Source organism: Brevibacillus brevis NBRC 100599 (assembly GCF_000010165.1).
Lineage (GTDB): Bacteria > Bacillota > Bacilli > Brevibacillales > Brevibacillaceae > Brevibacillus > Brevibacillus brevis_D.
The window spans coordinates 1,388,176-1,413,350 of sequence record NC_012491.1 but is presented as its reverse complement, the minus strand read 5'-3'; the positions used below and the strand labels follow the sequence as shown (position 1 = coordinate 1,413,350).

Sequence of the window (25,175 nt, the reverse complement as noted above, 5' to 3'; positions counted from 1 at the left end):
GGAAACCGCGTCCAAAGTAGTCATCCCAGTCGTGGTTGGCCCCATAGCCTCATCGCAATCCAACTTTTCGATATTTGTTCGCACCTACATGCTATTGCGGTAATCGAGCGGACTTACACTATATTTTTTTCTAAATGCCCTCTCAAATGTGCTTACACTGCCAAAGCCCACTTCAAAGGCGATGACCGTAACGGCGAGCTTACTGTTTCGGAGCAACCAGGCCGCCCGGGTTACACGTTGATCTGTCACATATTGCGCCGGGGTGCGACCAATCTGCTCACGGAATAGACGAATCAGATGAAATTTGCTGATACCCGCAACCCCCGCCAGTGTATCCAGTGAACAATCTACGGTTACATCATCCTGAATGAAATCAGTCACCCTTTTCAGGACTGGATGGATCGATGCAGGGATGGCGGAATAAGGGGCTAGATGCTTGCCCCGCCATTTTTGCGTGTGCGATCCTTCCTGCACTGTTAACAACAAGGTGGCCAACTCCCATTCTAGCTGTTCAAGCGCAAGCTTTTCCACCTGCTGAGTAATCATTTGTGTACAGACTGTTTCCGCGATTCTTTGAAAACCATCCGTTTCATCCTCCGACCATGGGACAAATTCAATCGGTCCGCTAACAGCTTCCATTTTGTCAGCATAGACGCTCTCCAGAAGGCTTGGGCTGATAAAGAAGAGCAACAACCGCATAGCCTCAGCTTCAGAAAAATGACGGTGCTGACACCCAGGTGATGCAACCAGACGCTGACGTCCAGCCAACTTGCGAAATTGCTGTTCACATTGCACCAGCGGATTGCCCTGAAGCAACATGCTGATTTGAAAAAAACTATCATGCTGATGTAGCTCATCAGAGCCGCCTGCCTCTATCTGATAGATGGTAATAGCGCTATTCACATTCTTCAAGGATAACGGCTTGGTAATCTGGCTCATCATTCTCATCCCCACCTTCCGATGTCAATAATTGCTCATTCTAACAGCAAAATTTGCCGAGCTTTTTTTCCTGATCCCTCTACAATCAACCTATGTGTTTTGCCTAGAGCACTTGGAGGGATCAGCTATGAAATTTCATTTGTTTGCCAACCCGAATTTCTCATTGTTTTTGTTTCGCCATTCTACCAGCGAGTTTGGTACGATCTGCCTAAGCGTTGCCTTTGCCCTGTACATCCTGGCACTCACAGGATCAGCAGGAAAATTTGCTTCCATACTGGCGCTGGGGGTAATCCCGCAAATCCTGTTCGGTCCATTTGCAGGTGTATGGGCTGACCGACTGGACAAGCGAAAGCTGCTTTGCAGCATCGATCTCATTTACGGTATTTTTCTGCTTTCGCTGTTCTTTTTCTCGCTGTTTCAGCCCATCAAAGAGACGATAATTTATGTGGCCGTTCTATTTTTTTCTGTATGCAATCTACTGGCAGTTCCCGCGTATACTACACTCTTGCAGCATGTGGTGAAGAAAACAGAATTGACTGACGCTATCGCTCTGGATAGTACTATCGTGGAGAGCGTTCGTGTCCTCGCTCCACTCATTGGCACACTACTGTATACTATGAGCGGAATTGGAGCCGTCTTTTTACTAAACGCGATACTTTCCTTGAGCTCAGCAGCATCCACGTATTTCATGAGGCTTCCTTCGATTCCAAGAGCATCCAGTTCTTCTTCGATTATAAAGGAACTACAGGAAGGTTTACAGATTTTCACCACGGATCTTCGAATTAGTTCACTTGTACTAAACGGTCTATTTACCCATATCTTTCTCTTTCCTTTTGTCATGATTGGCTTCCCGTACATGATCAAACAGGTATTTGGTGGATCGGACATCGATTTCGGACTGGTCGAAAGTGCACAAACTATGGGCTCCGTCTGCTCGATTATTGGGGTGATCCTTTTAAAGAAACGCTTTTCCGTCTCCAATAGTATTGGTATCGGTCTGATCGGGATCGTTGCAGCGGTCTTTCCCCTCCTGCTCTTGGGCAGTAATTCTTTTTTACAGCTCTTGCAAACCTCTCCGTTTGCCGTAGTCCTATTTTATTCATTGGTAAGCTATTTTCTGTTTTCCATGTTCAATATCTACGGTGTATTTTTCCGTACCTTCTATCAGCAAACCATCGAATCACATATGCTGGGACGATTTATTTCCGTCATGGTTATGCTGTTTGCTGTGGGTAGGCTGATCGGTTTTCAACTATACGGAGCGCTGTTTGACTCAATTGAATTGGTTTATGCAGCATTTGTTTTGGGCGTAGGCATGCTGGCTAAAATCTTCATTCACATCCCTTTTATGCGCATAGAAAAAAGGAGGCGCGCCTCTTGCCCCAACTCAACACAGAAAATGAATGACGGTTTATAATTGCTTACCAACTAAAAAAAGAACAGTCCCGAAGACTGTTCCTTTCTTTTATCGCTCAATAATTTGCGCAGTAATCATGGCCTGCCCCACGAGCTGATCGCCGTGGAATACGGATACTTCGACTTTTCCGAAGCGGCGGCTGATGTCTAATAGGCGCGGCTTTACTTCGATATGGCTTTCCATCTGAACTGGCTTTAGGAAATAGACGGTGATATTTTCTGGTACCATGTCCCCTCGACGATGGTGGCGCAACAGGTTACAAGCAGCCTCGACCATGACCGTCGTCATGATTCCGCTGGCAATCGTACCGAGATGGTTGGTCATTTGTGGGCTCACATCACCCAGATAGACCATCTCATCTGCCTGTCGCTCCTCCCTGAAATGGGACATGATCAGATTCGGAAACGTCTCACTCATCTGTGGTTGCTTCGCTGTAAATTGCAGCGCTTTTAGCACGTCGTTGCGGCTCAAGACCCCTACGAGCTTGCGATGATTGTCTACGACAGGCAATAGCTCGATTCCTTCCCACACCATGGTGTGCGCAGATGACGCTACGGATACCCGCGGCGAGGTCGTAATCGGGTTCTTCGTCATGACCTTGTCGATTATGGCCGTCTCCTCATGACCGATGATGTCTTTGGAAGTAACAATCCCGATCAGGCGCATCTGCTCGTCAACAACGGGGAATCTCGTGTCCTGATACAACTCCGTATACTGATGCCACTTGGCAACAGAATCGGATGTCAATAAGACAGGCGTTTCTGCAAGCGGCTTCAAAATATCCTCTACCATTACGATTTCTTTTTTGATCAGGCGATCGTAAATGGCTCGGTTAATCATCGAAGCAACCGTAAAGGAGTCATAGCTGGAGGAGATGATTGGCAGCGCTAAGCGGTCAGCAAGCTGCTTGATTTCCTCGCTTGTATCGAATCCTCCGGTAATTAATACAGCAGCCCCTTGCTGCAAAGCGATTTTATGTGCCTGATAGCGGTTACCGACAATCAAGAGACTCCCGGCATCGATATAGCGCATCATGGCTTCGAGCTGCATGGCGCCTATTACAAATTTATTCAAGGTCTTGTGTAAGCCTTCACGTCCAGCCTGCACATGACCATCGACGATGTTCACAACCTCCGCAAAGGTCAAACGTTCAATATTTTCCTTCTGCTTCTTCTCGATTCTCACCGTACCGACACGCTCAATCGTGCTGACGTATCCTTGCGTTTCCGCTTCCTTGATCGCGCGGTATGCAGTCCCTTCACTCACATCCAGGTCTTTCGCGATCTGCCGCACGGAAATCTTCGAACCGATCGGAAGGCGATCAATATGTTGCAAGATTTGTTCATGCTTCGTTGCCATATTGCTACTCCCCCTTCCTTTTCTCCCACCCGTTCCATGTACGTGCGCTCCTTCGACCAATATACCCGAAGGCGGGGCAAAAAAAAAGGGTAGCTTTTTCGAAAGCTACCGACCAGAAAGTATATCATTAAGGGGGTTTTCATCGTGCTTTTATCATACCCAAGGAATATTACAGGATTATTACAACACAGTTACAGTTTCTTTTCAGTTTTGTTTAACTAACTAAATTTGCCAATATACCTTGGACAAGCCCAATAATCCCGCCAAGAATAAATCCAAGCACGGTGATCATGCGGAATTCCTTGCCTGAGATTCCGACTACCATCTCTTCAATTCTTTCAATCGGGAAACCCTCTACTTGCCGGGTAACAATATCCCGGATGGCCAGGCGCGAAAATATTCTCTCTATATTTTGTTGCAGCGTGTCCACCATCCACTTGGCCAAACGGGGAACGAGTTCCGTTGTCACCGTCTCAGAAATAGGCGCCGTCAAACGAGACAGAGGCTCGTCCACGATACGCAGGCTTTGCTCCTCCAGCTTGGCAAAAAGCTTTCGCGCCCAATCGTCCACTTGATCTCGCCCAATCCAGGCAACCACTTCGCCCACATTTTTGTCCAAGAGCTTGTCCGCTTCCTTATGCAAAAAGTAGTGCACGCGTTCCGAAAGCTCCCTGCTCTGCAAAAGCTCATCGAGATATGGGAGAATCTTGCCCAAAATCTTGTCATCCCCAAGAAACATCCCGACCAAGCCACCAAACATGCCTCCGCCTCCGCCGAGCAATCCGCGAACCATGTTTTGCAAGGTTTGCTGACCTTCCGGGGAATGCAAATATTCACGAAAACGTTTCAAGAGCAGTTCGCTCACACTGCCAAGTGCAGCATCCAGACGCTCGCGTCCGTTGTCCGTAACCAACTCTCGCAGTTTTTTCTCTTCATATTGTGCCAGAACCTGATCGACAAAGGCACCCCATTTCGCCTCGATAGGCGCGCGGACACCCTCACTCCACGTTCCATCTTCCTTAAATAACTGTGGCATCACTGTGAGCAATGCTTGACGTAGACTACGCTCATCTGTCATCCAATCGCGAGCGATGGTGTTCATCCATCCTGTCAGTGTACTCTCCAGACCACTCTGGTTCAGCGCACGCTTGACCCCCTCCGTCGTCAGCAAATGCTCTTCGACGAGTCTGCCCATTTGTATCGCGATATCGTCCCGTCTTCTTGGGATCAATCCCGGAGTAAATGGCACTTTCCATCCGCCTATATACCACGGTTTTACTGGTTTAAACAGCATTCGGATGGCTAACTCATTCGTCACTCCACCAATGACAGAGCCTACTGCAATGTTCACTAATAGTATCCATGCGTTCATAAATCCTAACAACCTCTCTTCTCTACATGGCACCAAACGTTTTGGATGCTCATACCATAGACTAACTTTGCCTGATGGGAAGGGGATACTCATGTCCTACGTTCCAACAATCGTTGTCGAAAACGAGATAATATCGGAAGTAGACCTTTACCTGCCCCAGGCGCACTTGCGCAAATGGAATCTTTCAACACCGTCCACCATTTCGGTCCAATTTGGGAACAAAACCGTTTCCGCACGCGTAGGCGGTTGGGAACGGGGAGGCAAAACCTCGGGCAAAACCTTCATTCGACCCTCTTTAGCTCAATCACTCTATCTACCCAAAGGCGTTCCACTCTTAGTTCGTTATGATACGAATCAGAAAACAATCGTTTTCGGACCGTATGTAGGTGTTCTTGTTTCAAACTACAATGCAGCATCCTCGCAAGGACCGTTTGGACACCTAAACAATTTCTTTCACGAGATGTCCGATATCACCCGTAAACGCGGAGGGATCCTTTGCGCATTTCGGCTTCAGGATGTCAACTGGGATGCAGGAACCGTGCGCGGCCTCGTTAGAAAAGGAGGCGTTTGGAGACAAACCTTACTTCCGCTTCCACAATGCATTTACAACCGACTCGTGTCCCGCCAACGCGAACGAAGTGAACAAATGGCCAACTGGGTTCAACGCTGCAAGGAAGCTTCCATTCCCTTTTTTAACGAGCGTTTTTTGAATAAGTGGCATGTGCACGCCGCTCTCGAGAATCAACCGACAGCCTCCGAGCATCTTCCCAGCATGGTTCGTTATTTGAATCAAGAAGACCTGCGACAAATGCTATCTACCTATCGCACGATTTATGCTAAACCAGCTAACGGCAGTATGGGACGCGGGATCATTCGAGTTCGCAGTTCACCCGGAGGATACCAGCTCGCGTTCCCCGGAGGATTCCGCAAATCATTTGCTAGCATTCAGGGCTTACATCAGTATTTGCAAAAAAGGACAAAAGGCACATCCTATTTGCTGCAGCAAGGGTTACCGTTAATCGGCATCCAAGGACGACCGACAGACTTTCGTGTATTGGTACAAAAAGACCGAAAAGGCGAATGGTCCGTCACTTCCATGGTCGCTCGCCTGGGATTAAACAGCATTGTTTCCAATATATCCAGAGGTGGGCAAATGATGACTCCCCTTCAGGCGCTGCGAGTATGTGGACCACGGGCGAGCACGATACGACCATCCCCTCAAACGTTACACACAGTAGCACTTAAGCTCGCGATCCTTTTAGAAGAATCACTGCCTGGGCATTACGGAGAATTCGGAATTGATTTGGGAGTCGATGTCCATGGACGGGTGTGGCTATTGGAGGTCAACAGTAAGCCATCCAAGTCAGCCAAAACAGTTCCGTTGCCTGAGGGTGCCGAAGAGCTGCCTCGGCGCGCTCGCCCTTCTGTCGTTCGCATGCTGGATTATTCCGCCTTTCTAAGTGGTTTTCCCCGGACCATTCAACCACAAAAGCCCATAAAAAGAAGACCGAAGCGCAACAATAACAGGCGAAGGTGACCTACATGACAGCATCCGAGAGAAGTCTTGGCATCATGGCCCGGTGCCAAGGCTCCCACTTTGTAGACAAAGGGTACTATAAAAAGCTTACGCTCTATGGACGCAAGCACGGCATACGTGTCTTCGTTTTTTCACCACGTCAGGTTAACTTTTCCACCCGTATGGTAAAAGGCTTCGAATATCGCAATGGGTCCTGGCACGCGAAAGAATTCCCAATCCCCGCCTTTATCTATGATCGTTGCTTTGTGGGCCCATCTTATCGCCACTATAAACCATTTGTGGAAAAGTTGCAAAACGATCGCAACATTACGTTTTTGGGGCATGGTCTGTCTGGAAAATGGCAGGTGCACCAGATGCTCGCTAAGTCTCCTCTTCTCGCCCCGCTGCTACCACCTACTGAAATATTCTCATATCCTGTGCTTCAGGCAACCCTGGAAAAATACGGGGCAGCCATCATCAAACCAATGGCGGGAACTCACGGTATTGGCGTCGTGAGAATCAAAGAAGTGCGCAGTGGCTATGAAGCTTCTGGACGAAACCGGGACAATCAACCTTTCACCAGGCGAATTCGTGACACTGCCGGATTAAAAAGTTTTGTGTCTGTCTTTACAGCTGGCCGCAAGTTCCTGGTACAGCCCTATTTGGAGTTGCATACCCCGGATGGTACCCCATTTGATGTCCGTGTTCTGGTTCAAAAAAACGGACTAGGTAAATGGGCGACAACTGGCAAAGCTGTGCGCCTGGGAGACAAACGCAGCATCACCTCCAATTTGCACGGAGGAGGGAAAGCAACACCTCTGGCCTCTTTCCTGCCCCTTCACTTCAAATCCGCAAAAGCGGCACGCATCGAGCAATCAATCAACCGAGTGGCGGAAGAACTTCCCCGTTTTTTGGAAGAGTCGCACGGCAGACTCGTTGAGCTGGGAATCGATATTGGCATCGACACCGCAGGTAATGTTTGGATCATCGAAGTAAACAGCAGACCAGGGCGAACAGTTTTTCGAATGATTGACGACCCAACTGCACAACTACATTCGATTACTCAGCCTGTTCGCTACGCCCACTATCTCATGAAAGAGCGTGTAGGAGGTTAAAGCATGGAAACGTTCAGAATGCGGCTTCGCTTCCTTTCCAACCCCCGTATCAGTGGGATTATTCTGCCAGCTAGTCTCTTCCAAAAGCTACAGCTACGGCAACGCCAGAAAATTAAAGTCTTACTGGGTAAAAAGGAAGTAGTCGCAACTGTCTTACAAGACAAACGCAATCCGGATGCGAATGTCATAAAAGTGACGACGCTATTGCAATCAGAGCTGGGCATTCCTCACCCTGGCTTGATCCAGCTCAAACTAGAGGGTTCCGCGCTCCGGATCGGTCCTTCAATCGGGATCGTTACGACTGGCATCAGACGAGATCCCAAGCAGCCAATTGGCCCACGCACCTCGTTTTTTCACAATTTGTTACAGGCCCAAGAAGGGAAAGGCGTTTTCTACTATATATTTTCCCCAACCGATGTAGACTGGGAATCGAATACGGTCAAAGCGTGGTTTTTGCGCAGAAACAAATCAGGCAGCTACTTTTGGAAAAAGCATGTTACCGCCATGCCCGATGTCGTCTATGATCGTATTCCCTCTCGTTCAGCAGAAAAACATGAAGCCGTTCAGGAATTCAAGTATCGACTCGCCAGTTACCCCAATTTACCGATGTTCAATCAGGGCTTTTTCAACAAATGGGGCGTGCACCAGCTGCTGTATCCGAATCCAGAAGTGAATGAGCATATCCCGGAGACTTATACCTCTCCTTCCCTTACAACAGTTCGAGACTTGCTGCGTAAATACCCTATCGTTTATTTGAAGCCCAAAAACGGAAGTCTCGGGTATGGCATTGTCAAAGTTGTTCGCCAGGCAGGCGGTGGCTTTACTGCCTCCTATCATACAGGCAGCGGCAATGTAAAAAAACAATTCTCCAAGCTGTCCAGCCTTTATCAGCATGTCTTCCGCAGTCGTCGCGTTAGTTCGTATCTGGCACAACAGGGCATTTCGCTCATGACATTCCATGGACGACCGTTTGATTTCCGTGTTCACTTGCATAAAAATCAACAAAACGAATGGGTCGTCTCCTGCACGGCAGCGAAGGTTGCCGGTTCTGGTAGCGTAACTACCCATGTACGCACAGGTGGAACTGTTATCCCAGGCGATGACCTGTTGCAGCACCTGTTTGGCAAACAAAAACCCCTCATGACTCAGCGCATTTCTGACGCGTCAATCCGACTCGCTACCGCAATTGAACTGGCAAAAGGGATTGATTTAGGAGAATTGGGGCTGGACATGGGGATTGATACACAAGGCCATGTCTGGATGTTCGAAGCGAATTCCAAGCCTGGCCGTTCTATATTCAAGCACGCCCGTCTCAAGCAGGCTGATCAGGAATCACGCAAGTTGCTCGTCGATTATAGCTGTTACTTGGCCAATTTCTAGTCGCACGCGATCTGTACCGTTTTTCAGGAAGGAGGAACACCATGCTTCAGCAGCGCTCCGGGTGGCTGACGATCCTCCCTAGCGGTAGATGGTTCGTACAGTTACCTCGGCTAGTCCTTAAACGCTCGCCAAAGCCACTGGTCGCCAGTCTCGGTCCCTTTTCTCATACGAAACGGATATACGCTGGTTTACCCCGCGTGCAAGCAAACCGTATTCGTACACGCATTAACTGGAAAATGGCGGACGACTCCCTGAAGCTTGGCCCATTATTTGGCATATTGACCGTTGGTGAAGGGGCAACATTTTTAGGAAATCGCGAGAACTTCAAGGATATTTCTCAATCGGGAAAGCAATGGGGTGCACTCGTATATGTGTTCACTCCACAAGGAATCAATTGGGAGAAGAAAAAGGTGCGCGGCTATTTGTACAACAATCGTCTAAACTCGTGGCAAGAGGTGATTCTACCTTTCCCCCATGTGGTTTACAACCGAATTCCGACGAGAAAAGCAGAACGGCGACCTGAAGTCCGAAGAACATTGAACCGCATCCATGAGATGCCAAATGTCACTTTGTTTAATCGCAGCTTTTTTGACAAGCAACAGCTGTTTACGATGCTTGAGTCCCATCTGGAAGTGCAAGCTTTTCTCCCGGAGACGAAACAGCTGGACACCTTGGCCCGCTTTCGAAGCTTTTGCACCGAACATCGCTTTGTCTACTTGAAACCTGTGCGCGGCAAAGCTGGTCAGGGAATCATGCGCATTGATTTCAAAAACGATAAGTGGTTCCTGCAACGGTTAAAGGAGCATAAGGCCATTACTCGCCGCTTTTCCAATTTGAATGACGTATGGAGGCATATTAGACTTCATGTCAAGCAGCAGAAGTACATCATGCAGCAAGGCATCCGTCGTGCCCGCTACAACGGTAAACCTTTCGATGTACGCGTCCTCGTACAAAAAGATGGTGAGGGCGAGTGGAGCATAACCGGAGCTGGCATCAGAAGGGCTGGCTCGCAAAGTATCACTACTCATGTGCCACGCGGTGGCTCGATCCACTCGTTATCAACCGTTATGCAAGCCTTGTTTCATAATAATCACGAGCAAATGGAAAGACACATTCACGATACAGCGCTCGCCATCGCACGATCATTAAATGCAGAATGGACGGATTTGGCTGAGATGTCGATGGACCTTGGCTTGACAGAAGAAGGAAAGCTATGGCTCTTTGAAGCAAATGCAAAGCCGGAGAAATTCGATGAACCCTCGATTCGACAATTGTCGTTAGCGAATTTAATCCACTACGCACAGCATGTCTCCCATATGCAAAGCAAGCCAGGGAGTGCCGCAGGATAAGGGAGTCGAACAGCACTAGCTGATTCACAGACGACCTTGGTGCGATTTGCCCGTCAGGAAGGGGAACGGCGCGTCACCCAACGACGACTGGCTGACGCGATTGACCCCCAGGCTGTTGGCTCATAATGGGTCAATCCTTCCTGGTTGTAGATAAACGCTACCGCAATAAGTGAATTGGCATGCTGGCTGCACGTGCGGGTAGCACTGAACAATGAGGCAAGTCTCACATTTTGATCTAAAGGAACATGCCGTCTAGACTGCGGCATGTTTTTTTCGTTTCGAATGCATGACTTGATCAACCTTGGAAAAAATACTCCATGGAGGTGGTCTTAACCATGACCCATATACTTAACAATATGATGCACTCCCAGCAACAACCGCAATTTTTTGGAGCAATGAGCCCTGCAGGTGCTATGTTCCAACAAGGATTCGCCGGAACAAACGTACAAGAAGTACAACATTGGAACCACGGCGGTCATGCCCAATCCATCGGAACTCCTTCATTGGGGATGTCCTCCGGTGGGGCACAAGCGATTTTCTCCCCAGGTTTTGCAAATACGAATGTCCAAGAAGTGAGACAACTAAATAACACTGGCTATCCACAACAACAACAGCAACAGCATTTCGGCTATGCTCAAAATCCAGCACTTCACTCGTTGCAAAACCAATCCACTGGCTATGCACAAGGCCAGCAAGCTGGCTACATACAAGCACAGCCTTCTTATCAGCAATCGGTTGGACAAGGCTCCATTTTCTCTCCAGGCTTTGCCGGCACGAATGTTCAAGACGTTCAAGCCCGCAATCAGGTTGGCTATAGCGGCTACGGTGGACAAGCTGGCTATACGAATCAAGCAGCCTATCCGCCAGCGATGACTGGCAGTATTTTTTCGCCTGGCTTTGCCAATACCAATGTCCAGGAAGTTCGCCAGTTGAATAACACTGGCTATGGCATGTATGGGCAGCAAGGTCAGCTGCAGCAATCTCAGTTACAACAATCTCAGTTACAACAATCTCAGCTGCAACAATCTCAGCTGCAACCACAGGCATATGCCAATCAGGGGTACAGCAATCAGGCTGGCGCAGGAGCACAAGCAATTTTCTCTCCTGGCTTTGCAGGCACGAATACGCAAGAGGTTCAACAATTGAACACCCCAGGCCAAATGGCTCCTCACACAGGCTCCATTTTCCCTGGCACATTCTAAACGAGAAAAGCGTGACCATCCATCGCGACGGTCACGCTTTTTATTATGGGAGATGGTTCAGCGGTCTACCTTTTCCCAAATCGCCTGATACACGGCGTGCAAATCTTGCAAACTCTGTTCATCCACTGTAAAAATGATGCTGCCAAACACGTAGGCATCCTTCTGCACGCAGGACCATCCATCCCCGGTTGGTTGAAACTGTGCCTCCACACACGCCTCCGTCTGATCCAGCAGTTGCCGTACCGCTACATGCTTTTCCAACGATGGTCGATAGTTTTCCATCACTTGTGCAAGCCGTTCATCCTGACGCGACAGCCGATACAGGGCAAGCTCAATCTGGAGCCAGCAGGTCACATAAAAATGGAACTCCAAAAATAACGTGTGTACAGCTGCACGGATTCTGTCATGGTCACCCGTTTCCAAGGCTGCACGTGCTTCCTGCTTTTTCTCCTGAATCAGATCAAAATGACTGACTGCTCCACGGTAAAACTTGCGCACCACGTTGTACAACATCTCTGGTGTACGCGGCGGAAGATTTCGATGTCGGTTTTGCACATCTCGCATGGCTTGTTCTCCTCTTTCCGACGCTCGTTTTCTTCTATTGTACAACAATGATGGCAGCTTACTCTTTCCCGTTTTTCCAGTAGTCATAGGCATGAATAGCGAGCCCCCAATAAGAGGAGTATCGATCCAACACTTTTGTCACCAGATCCAGCTGCCGGTCCATTTCGCCCATGCCTTCCTCGTGAAAGGTAATCCCGTTCCCTTCGTGACTCTCTTTCGTTTCCACGGCGACGACCAGCTTTTTCTGGAGGCTCTCTGCGTACTTCATCTGATTTTCAACCAAGCCGATGATGCCAGGAGCGCGATCGCGAAAGGCCATCAAGGTCGTATGATCAAGCTGTTTGATCATCCAATGCGAAAACGGCAATTCCGGCTGACCCGGAGTTGGTGTCTTGTCCAGCCATGCGGCGAGATCGACGCTTACTTCCAAGGATGTTTCTTTCTTGGTCTCTTCGACAAATGCTTCGATGTTACCCATCCATTGGCGTAAAACTGCCTCTTTATCCTCACGCCAGACAGGAAGGACATACGGCTCAATGTCTAAGTGAATGCCGTGAAACTGCTCTTCTGTCGAGACAGCCTCATTGTAGGCTTTCACCCAATTCACGAGCTTCATGATCTTGCTCCTACTTTCAGACAGAGCCCAAATCGGATGGCCCCCCATCGCATGAACCTCGATACCCGCTTCACGAGCCTCTTTCACGAAATCGCGATAATAGGAAATCGGCTGCTCCAAATCTAGACGCACATAGAGGAGATTCAGCCCGTTTTGTTCTGCAAAGGAGAGAATTTCCTCCTTTTCCGTGTCAATCAATTCTGCACGCCATATGTAGGTGCCTTTGTAGCGTTGCTTCGTTGCCGGGGGCAATGGAGCCGCCTCCTTCCAGTAGCGATAATCGTGGATCGCGACGCCAGAGAAGGACGGATGCTGTGCCAAAAGGGCAGGTAATTGCTCTAATTGCTGTTGCATGAGAGCCGGACCTTCCTCTGCAAAAGAAGCGTGGTCTTCATCAAGCGGCTTCATATTCACAGCAACCAAGACACGCTTCTCTAATTCATCCGCTTCCTTCATTTCCTGATCAATCAAATTCAGGATGCCGTTTTGACCTGACAGTGTGTCACGATACGCCATGATACATACCGTATCAAACTGACCTATCATCCATTTCGACAGAGACATGTCTTCTTGTCCCGGAACAGGAATATCGTCCAGCCAAAATGGAATGGCTGCACTGGAAACCAATTCCTCATCTTCTGACACCTCTTCTGTGAACGCCTGCACATTGGCTTGCCATTCCCGAATAATCCGCTTCTGATCGTTCTCCCAAAACGGCAGGAGATACGGCTCGATGTCTAGCTGAATCCCGCGAATTCGCTCATTCTTCTGGGCTTCATGATTGTAGCTTTTTACCCAGTGGACGATGTTCATCATCCGCTTTTCATTGCTTTTGAGTGCCCATGCGGGATGACCAGCAACCGCATGTACCTCGATTCCCATCTCTGTCGCTTCGCGGATAAAATCGCGGTAGTATTCATAGGGCTTGTTCATTTCGATTCGCAAGTAGACGAGATTAATATCGTTCCTTTTGCAGAAATCGAGAATCTCTTGTTTCTCTCTCCCGATCATTTCGGATTGCCAGATCCACGTTGCTTTACTCTTCTTCTCCGCGGGGGAAAAGCCGAACAGAAAGCCGACCGTCAGGCAGAGAACACTCAAATAGATGCGCGCAGCTTTCATTCGTCAAAGTTGCTCCTCTCGTTGACTTGCGTGCTTCCAGCTCTCGTAATCATGGATCGCACTTCCCGCAAACGCCGGATTGTTTGACAGCTCCTCCTGTAAAATGGCCAACTGGTTATTCATCTCTTTTGTGCCTTCTTCATAAAAGCTCACATGAGCGCCTTCCATCGTTTCCATGATGTTGACGCCAACAATGACCGACCCTTTTTTGCGTACATTGGCATCATCGACGATCTTTTCTACGATTTCGACGATCCCGTTTTGCCCAAGGGCTTGATTGCGGTAGGCCATTAATGTAATACTGTCGAGTCGCTGCACCATCCAGTTGCTCACTTTTTCATCACTGCCAGGAACGTTTACGGAGTCGATCCAAAAAGGCAAGTCGGCACCGACAGCAAGATCCGTATCCTTCTTCGTCTCTGCTGCCAAATAACTGACATTCTTCAGCCATTGCCGGACGATTTCTGCCTGGTCTTCCTTCCATGCAGGCAACAAATACGGCTCGATATCGACGTGAATCCCCGAAAATTGTTCATCTGGCTTGGCACTTCGATTGAACGCCTTCACCCAGGAGATGAGATCGTCGATACTCTGTCGATTTGCTGTTAACGCCCAATTTGGGTCACCGCCAAGCGCCTCTACCTTGATGCCTGCTTGGTTGGCTTTTTCAATGAAGGTACGATACGTCTCTGGCGCAACTGCTGCTGGTTCAACGTGAAGATAGATCAGGTTGATGTCATTTTTCTCGGCAAACTCGATCATTTCATCGGTTTGGGTCTTCATTTGCTTGGCATCCCATATCCAGGTTGCTTTTGTCAGGGCGGAGCGGGTGCTTGCCAACGACAGCATGATGATCGAAGTCACTGTCACAAGAAGCAATGCTATCCAAAGCCAGCTATATCGGCGAAGTACCTGCATCAGCGCTGGTCGATACCGTACTGCTGTGTCGTCGCTCCCACTCCAGCAAAAGCCCGCTCACCAAACGTACTACCGTCAACCGCTGAAAACGGCGGAATTCTCGTGTAATCCTCGATGCTCTTGTTTTTGACCAACGCGTTCGGCCCGATCTGGCAGCCTTCACCGATCTGTGTGTCGCCAAAAAGGCAGGTTCCCGGATAGAGCACCGTATCACGCCCGATCATTACGTCCGAATCGATGTACGTCGAGCTCGGGTCTATCATCGTCACTCCGTTTCGCATATGGAAATCATTGATTCGCTTGCGCATTAGCTGTTCCAAATCTGCAAGCTGCACACGATCATTGACGCCATTGCCTTCTTCGGGATCATCCGTTGCAAACGCCGCTACCAAATGACCTTGCTCTTGCAATAGCCCCAGAACGTCCGGCAAGTAAAACTCCCCTTGCGCGTTTTCGTTTGAGACCATCGGCAGCATCGAGAACAGCTTTTGATTGTCAAAGCAAAAGATTCCGGTGCTGATCTCGTTCACCTTTTTTTGGCCCAAGGTCGCGTCTTTTTCCTCGATAATTTTCCGGACATCGCCGTTCTCGTCGCGAATGATCCTGCCATAGCCTGTAGGCTCGTCCACAATGGATGTCAAAACCGTGGCTGCTGCTTGTTTGAGCTGATGATACTCGAGCAAGCTTCGCAGCGTCTGTTCTTGTACGAGCGGTGTATCGCCATTCATGACAATCGTTATGCCATCCTGCGCCCCGAGAATTTCATGGCTCATCCAAACTGCATGAGCAGTTCCTAGCTGTTCCGGTTGATACGCATACTGAACACGGTTTTTCAGCTGTTCTTTGACCACTTCGGCTCCGTGACCGACAACGACGACTAAGTGCCGAAGTGATAATGGTTCCAATGTTTCTACGACATGCTCAATCATCGGCTTCCCGCAGATTGGATGCATGACCTTGTAGAGCGAAGATTTCATTCTGGTTCCTTTTCCTGCTGCGAGTACTACTGCATGTATGTTCATCCTATCGCCTCCGTCTTGGTCAGCTCCCCTTTTGCAAGCTGACCTTGTTGGATTTGCTGATCGAAGTATGGTTTCAATTCATAGGTCAGTGTGTCAATCATCATGCTCAAATTAATGTCTTTCCTCTGCACGCCCAGCTGATAGGCCTGAAGCATAATCTCCAGTAATTTCTCCTGATTCAACGTCCGCTTCGAGGTGTTCATTCATCTTTCCCCCTTATTTGAATGTCTCTACCTTTCTTACGACAGACGTTTGTGTTTACTCAACTGTTACACTTTTGGCCAAATTTCGTGGACGATCTACGTCATTGCCGAGCGCAACAGAAGTGTAATAGGAAATGAGCTGGAGGGGGATCACGCCTAACACCGATGTAAACAAGGCATCTGTCTGCGGAATCAGGCATACATCATCAACCGAGCGATGCAGCTCTACATGTCCATCTAAGGTAATACCGAGAACCTTTGCTCCTCGGGCTTTTACTTCTGTAATATTACTGATCATTTTCTCATGCAGCTCATCCTGTGTAGCCAAGGCGATGACTCTCGTTCCCTCTTCGATCAGCGCCAGCGTGCCGTGCTTCAGCTCTCCTGCCGCATACGCCTCCGAATGAATGTACGAGATTTCCTTCAGCTTGAGCGAGCCTTCCATCGATACGGCATGGTCGAGTCCTCGTCCAATGAAAAACAGATGCTGCTCGTCCTTGATCGATTCAGCGAAATGACGTATCTCATCCGCATGTTGGAGAATATGATCGACTTGATCCGGGAGCGCGGTCAGTTGTTGAAGCAGTGAGGCACGGGTGTCAGCATCCAGTGTACCCTTCGCTTGCGCCAAATAAATGCCAAGCAAGTAAAACGCAATCAGCTGCGACGTATATGCCTTCGTCGAAGCAACCGCGATTTCCGGACCTGCATTTGTCGTAATCACGTCATCGGCGTCACGGGCAATCGAGCTTCCGACTACATTGGTAATCGCGAGTACTGCTGAGCCGTTTCGTTTGGCTTCACGCATCGCTGCCAATGTATCTGCTGTCTCCCCTGATTGGCTGACGGCAATCGTGAGCGTATTGGGCTGAAAGAGTGGGCGACGGTAACGAAACTCCGACGCTACATCTACTTCTACCGGAATTTGTGCCAGTCGCTCGATCACATGCTTCCCGATCAAGCCTGCATGATAAGCGGTACCGCATGCGACAATGTAGATTTTCTCCACACGCTTGGCACTCGCTTCTGATAACTGAAGAGTAGGGAAAATAACCTTTTGCTCGGTAGTATCGATTCGACCTGTCATTGTATTGCGCAGGGCACGCGGCTGCTCGTAAATTTCCTTTTGCATATAATGCGCAAAGCCGTCTTTTTCCGCTTGTTCCTTGTCCCACTCAATCCGCACCAGCTCTCGCTCGATTGGCTCCGTGGTATCCAGACGCATGACGTGAACGGAATCTTTGGTCAGAATCGCCAGGTCTCCGTCTTCCAAAACGTACACATCACGCGTATGCTCCAGGATCGCCGGGATATCAGAGCCAATGAAATTCTCATTCTCCCCTACCCCGATAATCAACGGGCTCGCCATACGAACCGCAATCAGCTTGTCAGGCTCATGCTCCGTCATCACACCGAGGGCAAAGGCTCCGCGAATTTTGCCAGCGACCTTCTGCACTGCCGCAACCAGGTTGTTATCGTATTCCTGCGCCAAAAGATGTACGATGACCTCCGTGTCCGTCTCCGAAGTAAACGTCACGCCTTTTTCGATCAACTCCTGCTTCAGATCCAGATAGTTTTCGATAATGCCGTTATGCACGATCGAGAACTTGCCAGACTGATCAAAGTGAGGATGAGAGTTTTCGTCAGATGGTCGTCCGTGTGTCGCCCAGCGCGTATGACCAATGCCGATGGAGCCCTGCAAGCCGGACTTTTGGGTTTGGCTCTCCAGTACGTCAATTCTGCCTTTTGCCTTGCGAATGCCGATCGTTGCTCCGTCACAAATCGCAATGCCAGCGGAATCGTAGCCTCTGTATTCCAGCTTTCGCAGCCCATTGATAAGAATCGGCTGCGCTTCCCTGTTCCCGATATATCCCATAATTCCGCACATGTCTTTGGTTCCTCCCTTGTTGCGTATAATGTTGCGACTTTGTATTATGCGAGCAAGCTGACGACTTCCTTCTCCTGCTTGATAGCCACGGAGGTTCCGATGCGATACACATTCGGATTCGTGATGCCCTCAAACGCATTTCGTGTATCGATAATAGCCACTCCCAAATCCGCCAGCTCCTGATAGGCAAAGCATTGGTGATTCGTAATGAGCACCATGCAATCGTAAGTCTTGAACGCCTCGTAGTCATTGGCAATGGAATGGACGATCTCCCCTTTTTTATTCACAAAGCTCTGCGCATACGGGTCGTAATAGTCAACCGTCGCTCCGCTATTGGTGAATAGCTCGTAAATCTCCAGCCCAGGTGATTCCCGCAAGTCATCGACTTCCGGCTTGTAGGCCATGCCAAGAATCAAGATGCGCGAGCTGTTAATCGCTTTGGCGTAAATATTGAGTACCTGTGCTGTCTTGTTTCGCACATAGTCCGGCATGTTGTCGTTAATCGACTGGGCGATCTCAATAAATTGACTGTGAAAACGAAAGCCCTTGGCCTTCCACGACAAATACATCGGATCGAGCGGTATGCAATGCCCACCGATTCCGGGTCCCGGGTAAAATGGCATGAACCCGAAAGGCTTGGTCGATGCGGCCTTGATTACTTCCCAAACATTGATGCCCATTCTGTCGCACATCATCGCCATCTCATTCATGAAGGCAATATTGACGCTACGGAAGGTGTTTTCCAAAAGCTTGGACATTTCCGCCACCTTTGGCGAGGAGACTGGTACGACGGTTTTGACCAGACTGCCATACAAGAGTGTGCCTAACTCCATGCAACGTTCTGTCGTCCCGCCGATCACCTTTGGCGTATTGTACGTACTGTATTTGCGATTGCCCGGATCGACCCTCTCCGGCGAGTAGCAGAGGAAAAAATCGATGCCAGCCCGATAGCCCAGCTTTTCAAATTCGCGCTGGATCAGCTCTTCCGTTGTTCCCGGATAGGTTGTGCTCTCCAGTGTAATGAGCATTCCTCTTTTCATGAATCGCTTGATTTGCTCGACAACGTTTATAATGTAAGAGGTGTCCGGGTCCTGATTGGGACTGAGCGGTGTCGGAACGCAAATGCTGATCGCATCCAGCTCTTCGATTACGCTATAATCAGTCGTCGGAAAAAAGCGGTTGGTCGCGAGGCATTCCTGCAAGGTTTCATTAGAGATATCCTGGACGTAAGACTCTCCTCTTTTCAGGCTCTCGATTTTTCCACCATGCAAATCGATTCCGATTACGGTATAACCGCTCTTGATCGTCTCTACGGCAAGCGGCAGCCCTACATACCCAAGCCCAATGACACCCACTCTCGCTGTCTTTCGTTGAATCTTCTGTTGCAGTTCCTCGTATCTCGCCATCCTCGTTTCTCTCCCTTTCTCTTTCTAGAATTATGAAATCAGCCTTTTCACCCTGGCTTCCAGCTCTACCGGAGAGAATGGCTTCGTAATGTAGTCAGATGCTCCCATCGCAAACGATTTTTGCACATCTTCTTCCAGACGTTTGTCTGTAAGCACCATAATCTTGCTCATGGAAGCGCTGATATGCTTGATTTTTTCCATGAGCTGGTATCCATTGAGGATAGGGAGATTCAGGTCGGTAATCACGAGATCAGGAGCGACCTCCTGATATTTTTCCATGCCATCCATCCCGTCATTGGCTACTGTAACGAGATACCCTTTGCGCTGAAAGTAGATGCTCAAAAACTCGTTGACAGTCTCATCATGGTTAACCAGCAAAATACTTGCCGGCTCTTCTCTTTGAGCGGGATTCTGCTCGTAAATCTTGATCTCCCCGTGAGCGCCTGGCTCTCTCATCTCTTGGATCATCCGCATCAGCATTTGACCGGACGAGCGGGAGCTTTCGGGAAAACTCGCAATCAACAGGCTGCCCGCAAGCAGTTTGTGCTCTTGCAAATAGTCTTTGACACGCAAAGCATAGAAATGAGTGTTCGAAAGCTTCTGTCCTTCAAGCAGGATTCCGAAGAGCTGCTTGTTTTTGTCATACACGTAGTGCAAAGCAATCTCGGAGCCGTCTCCTGAACTGGTGCCCAGGTCTTGCTTGATCAGCTCCATTGACTCTTTTGTGAGGTTTTTGCAAGCCGCTAGAATAACCCCACACGCCAATTGTTTCTCTTCCATCTTGCTCAGATGCTCGTAAAAAACAGGTACGAGATTACTCATGATCTAGCCTCCAAACTTGAAATGTTTTCGCTGCCCTTCGTCTGCCAGCTCGTCCGCGTCATCGTTCCCCAGGAGTTGTTGTTGCGCAAGTATTCAATATGACCGAGGAATCTCCAGATGACGCCGATTTGCCGATAGCCGAAGAACATCAGAATCGTATAGAAAAGCATTTTGACGATGTCCTGAAAGCGTGGATACCGCCGAAACGCGATTTCCTCCAGCAATAAGGAGCCAATACCAAGCAGCATGCCATACAGCACATTGAGCAAGCCGTAGAGTAAGAGGACATAGCCGTTGGTCATATCCAGTAAGGTGTAACCGATGAGGGCTAGTAGACCCGTGATGCGGAAGTATGGATTCAAGGTTTCAAACAGGATATTGAACGGTAGCGTGAGCATCCCGAACAGCTTGTACTTGGGGCGGAACGCCATATGTCTGCCGTACTCAATCATGTTTTTCAGATTGCCGCGTCCCCATCTGCGCCGTTGACTGCCCAAAATTTTGAGTGTATCCGGCGCTTGCGTCCAGCAGACCGCATCGGGGCAGAATGCCACTCGGTACGGCAGCTTGTTTTCCAGCATGTACTTGTGCAGCTTGATGATGATGTTCATGTCTTCACCCGGATACCCCTCGCGATAGCCGCCTACCTTGATGATGTAATCCTTGCGAAAAACACCGAACGCACCTGAGACGATAATCAATCCGTTGATTGCACTCCAGCCGATCCGTCCCCCGAGAAACGCCTTGAGGTATTCGACAGATTGCATCATCGGCAAAAACTTGTCTGGCAGACGAATGTCTTTCACGACACCGTCTTCGATCTTGCAGCCGTTGGCAATGCGGATATCTCCGCCGATAGCCACTGTTTCATCCGGGTTTTCCATATACACCTTCGCAATGCGAATCAGCGCGTCTTTTTCCAGCAGGGAATCTGCATCAATGGAAGCAATCAACGGATAGTGGGAGAGATTGATCCCCGCGTTAAGCGAGTCAGCTTTTCCTCCGTTCTCTTTGTCGATCAAATACAGATTCGGAAAAGCCGGATTGTGGTAGATTCCCCTGATCTTCGATGTATGAAGAAGCGGCTGCACCGGCATGTGCTCGGAGTAAACCAGTGAAAACTCGTCAATCATTACCTGCAAGGTAGCATCCTTTGATCCATCGTTGACCACGAGTACCTCGTAGCGCGGATAGTTCAAGGATAAGAGCGACCTTACATTTTCAATAATCGTCAGCTCCTCGTTGTAAGCCGGCACGAGAATCGAAATCGGCGGAACGTGCTCAGAGCCTGAAAGTGTCTGGAATCTCGAATAGATGGAGCTTTTTAAGATTCCCATGATGCTATTAAACGAGAACAGCATGATGATGAAGTACAAAGAGTTGATCGCGATGACGTAATAGACCGCAAATACTCCGTAGTAAAGTAGAAAATCTCTCATGGCAGCCTCCTTTCGCTCTATCTTTCCAATGCCTGAACCGTGGAAATTGTTTTGCGATACGACTTGCGGTACAGATGCAGCTTTTCGTTGTATTGCACGAGCTTCTCTGTCGCTGTCGCGCTTTGTAGAACCAGCTTCTCTTTTTCCAGCTCCTCCTGGATCACTTGATGAGCCATCTCGCTCTTATGACTGTTTCTCTCTTCCTGCAAAATTTCACACAGGGCAGCAAAGCCTTCGACCTCCAGCTGCGCCAAGCTGCGTGCACTGTGATGACGAACCCACCAGTTCGCATCGCCCACCGCCTTTTTCAGCGAGGGAATGTACGCATGCAATTTCAGTGAGCCGATTGCCTTCGCTGCCATTGCCCGAATTTCCCAATCCTTGTGATTCATAAAATCCGTGAGTGTCTGCTCATTCATATAGCGGATATCCCGACACATGAGCTTGACTGCCTTGATTCGGACTTCCTTGTCAGGCGATTGAATGAGCTGGTATAGCGCAGGCTCAATGCCAGGCTGGGCATGCACGGCGTAGCCAATCAGTCCGATTTTGACCAGTTCAGCATCGGAATCTTGTAAAAACTGTGCAAAAAGTGGTGCTGTATCCACCTGCGAATCACTGATGATGTCCACGATGAGCTGGTGGACATTGTTCTTCGCTCGGACAACGTGGGTCGCCATTTCCCGCAAATCTTCAGTATTGCGTGCACATTTGGCGACGGAGCGTGCAATGATAAAAACACTGGTGTCATTCGTGTTTTTTTGCAGGAGGGTCATGAGAGCTGGTACGGCGAGCTTGGAGCGCATGATCCCCAAATTGTAAGCGGCATCCACTCTCGTCCATTTCCACTTGCCATTTAGTCTTTGCATATCCAGCTCTACGAGTCCCATATCCTCGCAGAGCCAGATCAGCTTGTCCCGATGAATGCCTGTGAAGCACTCCATCAGCTCAAACAGCTTTTTCTGAATGATTTGCTTTTCTTTTTGCGTCACATCGCCATAAGGCACCTGCAAGCGCTCCTCTTCTTCCCCGTGTGCTTGCAGGTAAACGAAGTAATCGCGATATTTTTCCAGACAGCGCATGGTCTGTTTCTCCACCGAAATGTTGCGTAGCTTCAGTGCGAACAAGACAAGCAAGCCTAGTACTGTCAATCCACATAGCGCGTACAGAAAAACAATTGCCGTCGCCAATGGTGTTTGCACGTTTGCCACTCTCCTATCCAATCAAGGCTGAGTCCCGGTCTTCACCGGAGCCTCAATCTCGTGGAATGCTTTTTTTAGTATGGAATAGCTCTGTTTTTTGCGTTCGTGATAACCGACCTGCTCCCAGCCTTGCCATGTATACATCGGGAGCTTCGTCACTGCATAAGCGTTTTGTCCGACGATTTGCTTCGTCGCTGTATCCACGAGGAACGGCAGGATACGTATGCCTTTCGTCGTCTTCGTCGTGAAGCTTTTGCCTTCATCCTCATAGCTCATGACGGACAAGGAGCTCGGGTCTGTAAATCCAAGCAGCATCCACGGTACTCTCAGCTCTACCACTTTTCCCTTCGCTTGCCACGAGGTTCGTGAGTCGTACTGCGGGTCTTGGGCATCTGTCGTTCCCCGGATCAGCTTGCCGACCTCGACTTCCTCCAACGGATAGTACTTCTTGCTGTCTGGCGGCTCCATCTCGAGGCTTACAGCCAGCTTCCACGGCTTGAATATCCCGGAATCGTCTTTTTTCTCCTCTTCCTTGACTGCAAGCATGCCGTAGCGTTTTCCGTATAAGCGTGCATGAAAGTCGTAATTGGCAGCGATTTGAATCTGGCTTTCATCTGCTTTTCCCAACGCGATCAACGTCTCTAGCCCCTCATCCAGTGTCAGGCCGGGAAGCTGCACAGCATGCTTGTTCCCGCCAGGAAGCGTATCAACACCTACATAGAGCTGTTGTTTAGCCGGGTCAAACTCTTCCTTCAACTGAGCAAGGAAATAGACGTACCCTTCATCGTGTGTCATCCAGATTTCGTCGACACCCGGAACTTGAACATCGAGGCGTTGCTTCTCTTCCGGCACGAGCTGATCCCAATCTGTGCGATTCCCATCGATGGTCAGCACGCCTTCTTTGTTCGGGTACATGCCGAGGACTCCAAACAGAGACTCGTTGGTCAATACGTTGATCCACAGGGAGCGCCGATCTTCCGGCAACTCAAATCGCATCGTGTTCCATGTTTTTTTGAACCACTCGTCCTGCCAGACAAATACGATTGCTCCCGCATACCCTTCTTGATGGATTTCTTGCAAAAGCTCGGCATCAATCTCTCCCTGCTGCTTTTCTGAATGACCACCCTGATTACGCCCCAAATTTCCCAGATGGGCGACTCCCACCGATGCCGGGACCCCGAATTCCGTCACCATGATCGGCATATTTTTGTGATACTGCTTCAGTTGTCGCAAATACGCTTTGTACGTATCGATTTGCCCTGCATCATTCTTCAACTGTTGCAGGGTAGTGTCGTAACGGAAGAAATCCGGATAATACGGGTACACGTGATAGGAAGCGAAGTAGCCTGCCTCCCACTGTGTTGGCTCTATATGGGTAGAATCGACACTGACCAAATCTTCATGATGGATCGGCTCTCCCGGATGCGATAAGGGGTCTGTTGTCACCCAATTGGTGAAAGTCATCGGATGCTGCCAACCGTATTTGCTCTCCTCCGTTGCGACGGTATCCATCATTTCAGCAATCCATGTCTCAAAAGCGGTTGCATTCGGTGTCGCGTGGAAGTACTTCCCTTGATAGGGTGCAACTTTTTGATGCAGGCGGTTGGTGTTTTTCACCATCACGGGGTCCCACTCGGTCCCTGTGTGCCAGCCGATCAAGTATTTGCCCGCATTGGCACGGTATGTACCACTTGCCTTTCCCGGTTTTTCCGGCAGGGTGATGTCTCCGTAGACAGCGCCGACTGCATCCTTGATTTCCTGTCGAAACTCCTCGCGAATCTCTGGCAAATAGGCGTCTTTCTTTTCAATCAACAGCTCTTCTGGACTCCAAATGCCCTGCATCAAATAGAGAGGATCCCCTTCTTTTCGCCGATTGTAATCGACCAGCGCTTCATAAAAGACAGGAGAATGGATCGTATACACACGAATGACGTTCGCTCCCATCTCGTCGATCATCGCGAACCAGCGCATGTAATCCTCTCTCGTTATGGGAAGCTCACCCGGATAATGACCCGGTAGCGATGCCCCCAGATTGACACCTTTCGCAAAAAAGGGCTGCCATTTCTGATTCTGATAGACTTCGAACAGCTCACCATTCGTACGAAATTTTAATTGAGCACCTGTAGTCGTCCCCATGCTTTCGACACGATCTGCTGCCCAAAACCACCAGAAGGCACTTGCCCCCACCACGATCAGCATGGTCAAGCTCATCCAGCGCCATCTTTTCTTTTTTGTTGGCTCCATTCCTCGTCAACCTCCGATATGTTGCCACGTCACAGTCATTGTAAACATAGGGAGCAAATCGTTCCCATAGACAAAATTCA

The 25,175-nt window shown here is 49.2% G+C and carries 20 protein-coding genes; 6 read left to right on the top strand and 14 right to left on the bottom strand.

Annotated features, from left to right (window positions below; all coding sequences use genetic code 11):
- Positions 1-84 precede the first annotated feature (84 nt).
- Positions 85-942: a helix-turn-helix domain-containing protein gene (locus tag BBR47_RS07225; RefSeq protein ID WP_012685100.1), complete on the bottom strand. Its 858-nt coding sequence runs from the start codon at positions 940-942 to the stop codon at positions 85-87.
- Positions 943-1,066: 124 nt separating this feature from the next.
- Here BBR47_RS07225 and BBR47_RS07220 point away from each other — a divergent pair, with 124 nt between their 5' ends.
- A complete protein-coding gene (locus tag BBR47_RS07220; RefSeq protein WP_012685099.1) occupies positions 1,067-2,356 on the top strand; it encodes an MFS transporter in 1,290 nt (429 codons plus the stop codon).
- Between the two features lie 48 nt (positions 2,357-2,404).
- Here BBR47_RS07220 and BBR47_RS07215 read toward each other — a convergent pair whose 3' ends face one another.
- Together BBR47_RS07215 and BBR47_RS07210 are read right to left on the bottom strand one after the other, a co-directional pair.
- Entirely contained in the window at positions 2,405-3,715 is a 1,311-nt protein-coding gene (locus BBR47_RS07215) for a DRTGG domain-containing protein (protein WP_012685098.1), read from the bottom strand.
- 214 nt (positions 3,716-3,929) lie between these two features.
- A complete protein-coding gene (locus BBR47_RS07210) occupies positions 3,930-5,087 on the bottom strand; it encodes a DUF445 domain-containing protein (protein ID WP_012685097.1) in 1,158 nt (385 codons plus the stop codon).
- Positions 5,088-5,178: 91 nt separating this feature from the next.
- Here BBR47_RS07210 and BBR47_RS07205 point away from each other — a divergent pair, with 91 nt between their 5' ends.
- The 5 genes from BBR47_RS07205 (at position 5,179) to BBR47_RS07185 (ending at position 11,649) form a co-directional block, all read left to right on the top strand.
- Complete coding sequence (locus BBR47_RS07205) at positions 5,179-6,624, top strand: YheC/YheD family protein (RefSeq protein WP_012685096.1); 1,446 nt, start codon at positions 5,179-5,181, stop codon at positions 6,622-6,624.
- Between the two features lie 5 nt (positions 6,625-6,629).
- Positions 6,630-7,718: a YheC/YheD family protein gene (locus tag BBR47_RS07200; RefSeq protein ID WP_012685095.1), complete on the top strand. Its 1,089-nt coding sequence runs from the start codon at positions 6,630-6,632 to the stop codon at positions 7,716-7,718.
- 3 nt (positions 7,719-7,721) lie between these two features.
- Positions 7,722-9,098: a YheC/YheD family protein gene (locus BBR47_RS07195; RefSeq protein WP_012685094.1), complete on the top strand. Its 1,377-nt coding sequence runs from the start codon at positions 7,722-7,724 to the stop codon at positions 9,096-9,098.
- Between the two features lie 41 nt (positions 9,099-9,139).
- Positions 9,140-10,447: a YheC/YheD family protein gene (locus BBR47_RS07190; protein ID WP_012685093.1), complete on the top strand. Its 1,308-nt coding sequence runs from the start codon at positions 9,140-9,142 to the stop codon at positions 10,445-10,447.
- Positions 10,448-10,782: 335 nt separating this feature from the next.
- Positions 10,783-11,649, top strand: a complete 867-nt coding sequence (locus tag BBR47_RS07185) for a hypothetical protein (protein ID WP_012685092.1) — start codon at positions 10,783-10,785, stop codon at positions 11,647-11,649.
- A gap of 57 nt (positions 11,650-11,706) precedes the next feature.
- On the opposite strand, the gene BBR47_RS07180 is transcribed toward BBR47_RS07185, so the two are convergent.
- From BBR47_RS07180 to BBR47_RS07130, 11 genes are read right to left on the bottom strand one after another with little or no spacing between them, the layout of a single operon-like run.
- Entirely contained in the window at positions 11,707-12,213 is a 507-nt protein-coding gene (locus tag BBR47_RS07180) for a hypothetical protein (protein ID WP_012685091.1), read from the bottom strand.
- A gap of 58 nt (positions 12,214-12,271) precedes the next feature.
- Positions 12,272-13,951: a hypothetical protein gene (locus BBR47_RS07175; protein WP_012685090.1), complete on the bottom strand. Its 1,680-nt coding sequence runs from the start codon at positions 13,949-13,951 to the stop codon at positions 12,272-12,274.
- A 3-nt stretch (positions 13,952-13,954) separates the two neighbouring features.
- A complete protein-coding gene (locus tag BBR47_RS07170; RefSeq protein WP_231850571.1) occupies positions 13,955-14,821 on the bottom strand; it encodes a hypothetical protein in 867 nt (288 codons plus the stop codon).
- 47 nt (positions 14,822-14,868) lie between these two features.
- Positions 14,869-15,891 carry a bifunctional UDP-N-acetylglucosamine diphosphorylase/glucosamine-1-phosphate N-acetyltransferase GlmU gene (glmU, locus tag BBR47_RS07165; protein WP_012685088.1) on the bottom strand — a complete coding sequence of 341 codons (1,023 nt, stop codon included), beginning with the start codon at positions 15,889-15,891 and terminating at the stop codon, positions 14,869-14,871.
- Positions 15,888-16,094, bottom strand: a complete 207-nt coding sequence (locus BBR47_RS07160; RefSeq protein WP_012685087.1) for a hypothetical protein — start codon at positions 16,092-16,094, stop codon at positions 15,888-15,890. The genes glmU and BBR47_RS07160 overlap by 4 nt, the downstream gene beginning before the upstream one ends.
- A gap of 55 nt (positions 16,095-16,149) precedes the next feature.
- Positions 16,150-17,982, bottom strand: coding sequence for a glutamine--fructose-6-phosphate transaminase (isomerizing) (glmS, locus tag BBR47_RS07155; protein ID WP_012685086.1), 1,833 nt, complete (start codon positions 17,980-17,982; stop codon positions 16,150-16,152).
- A gap of 44 nt (positions 17,983-18,026) precedes the next feature.
- Positions 18,027-19,388, bottom strand: a complete 1,362-nt coding sequence (locus BBR47_RS07150; protein WP_012685085.1) for a nucleotide sugar dehydrogenase — start codon at positions 19,386-19,388, stop codon at positions 18,027-18,029.
- Positions 19,389-19,418: 30 nt separating this feature from the next.
- Entirely contained in the window at positions 19,419-20,210 is a 792-nt protein-coding gene (locus tag BBR47_RS07145; RefSeq protein WP_012685084.1) for a response regulator transcription factor, read from the bottom strand.
- Positions 20,207-21,649 carry a glycosyltransferase family 2 protein gene (locus tag BBR47_RS07140; protein WP_012685083.1) on the bottom strand — a complete coding sequence of 481 codons (1,443 nt, stop codon included), beginning with the start codon at positions 21,647-21,649 and terminating at the stop codon, positions 20,207-20,209. The genes BBR47_RS07145 and BBR47_RS07140 overlap by 4 nt, the downstream gene beginning before the upstream one ends.
- Positions 21,650-21,666: 17 nt before the next feature.
- Complete coding sequence (locus BBR47_RS07135) at positions 21,667-22,851, bottom strand: HEAT repeat domain-containing protein (RefSeq protein WP_041749294.1); 1,185 nt, start codon at positions 22,849-22,851, stop codon at positions 21,667-21,669.
- A gap of 21 nt (positions 22,852-22,872) precedes the next feature.
- The gene (locus BBR47_RS07130) at positions 22,873-25,095 is read right to left on the bottom strand and encodes a hypothetical protein (RefSeq protein WP_012685081.1); all 2,223 of its coding nucleotides are present in this window, start codon (positions 25,093-25,095) and stop codon (positions 22,873-22,875) included.
- Between the last annotated feature and the right edge of the window lie 80 nt (positions 25,096-25,175).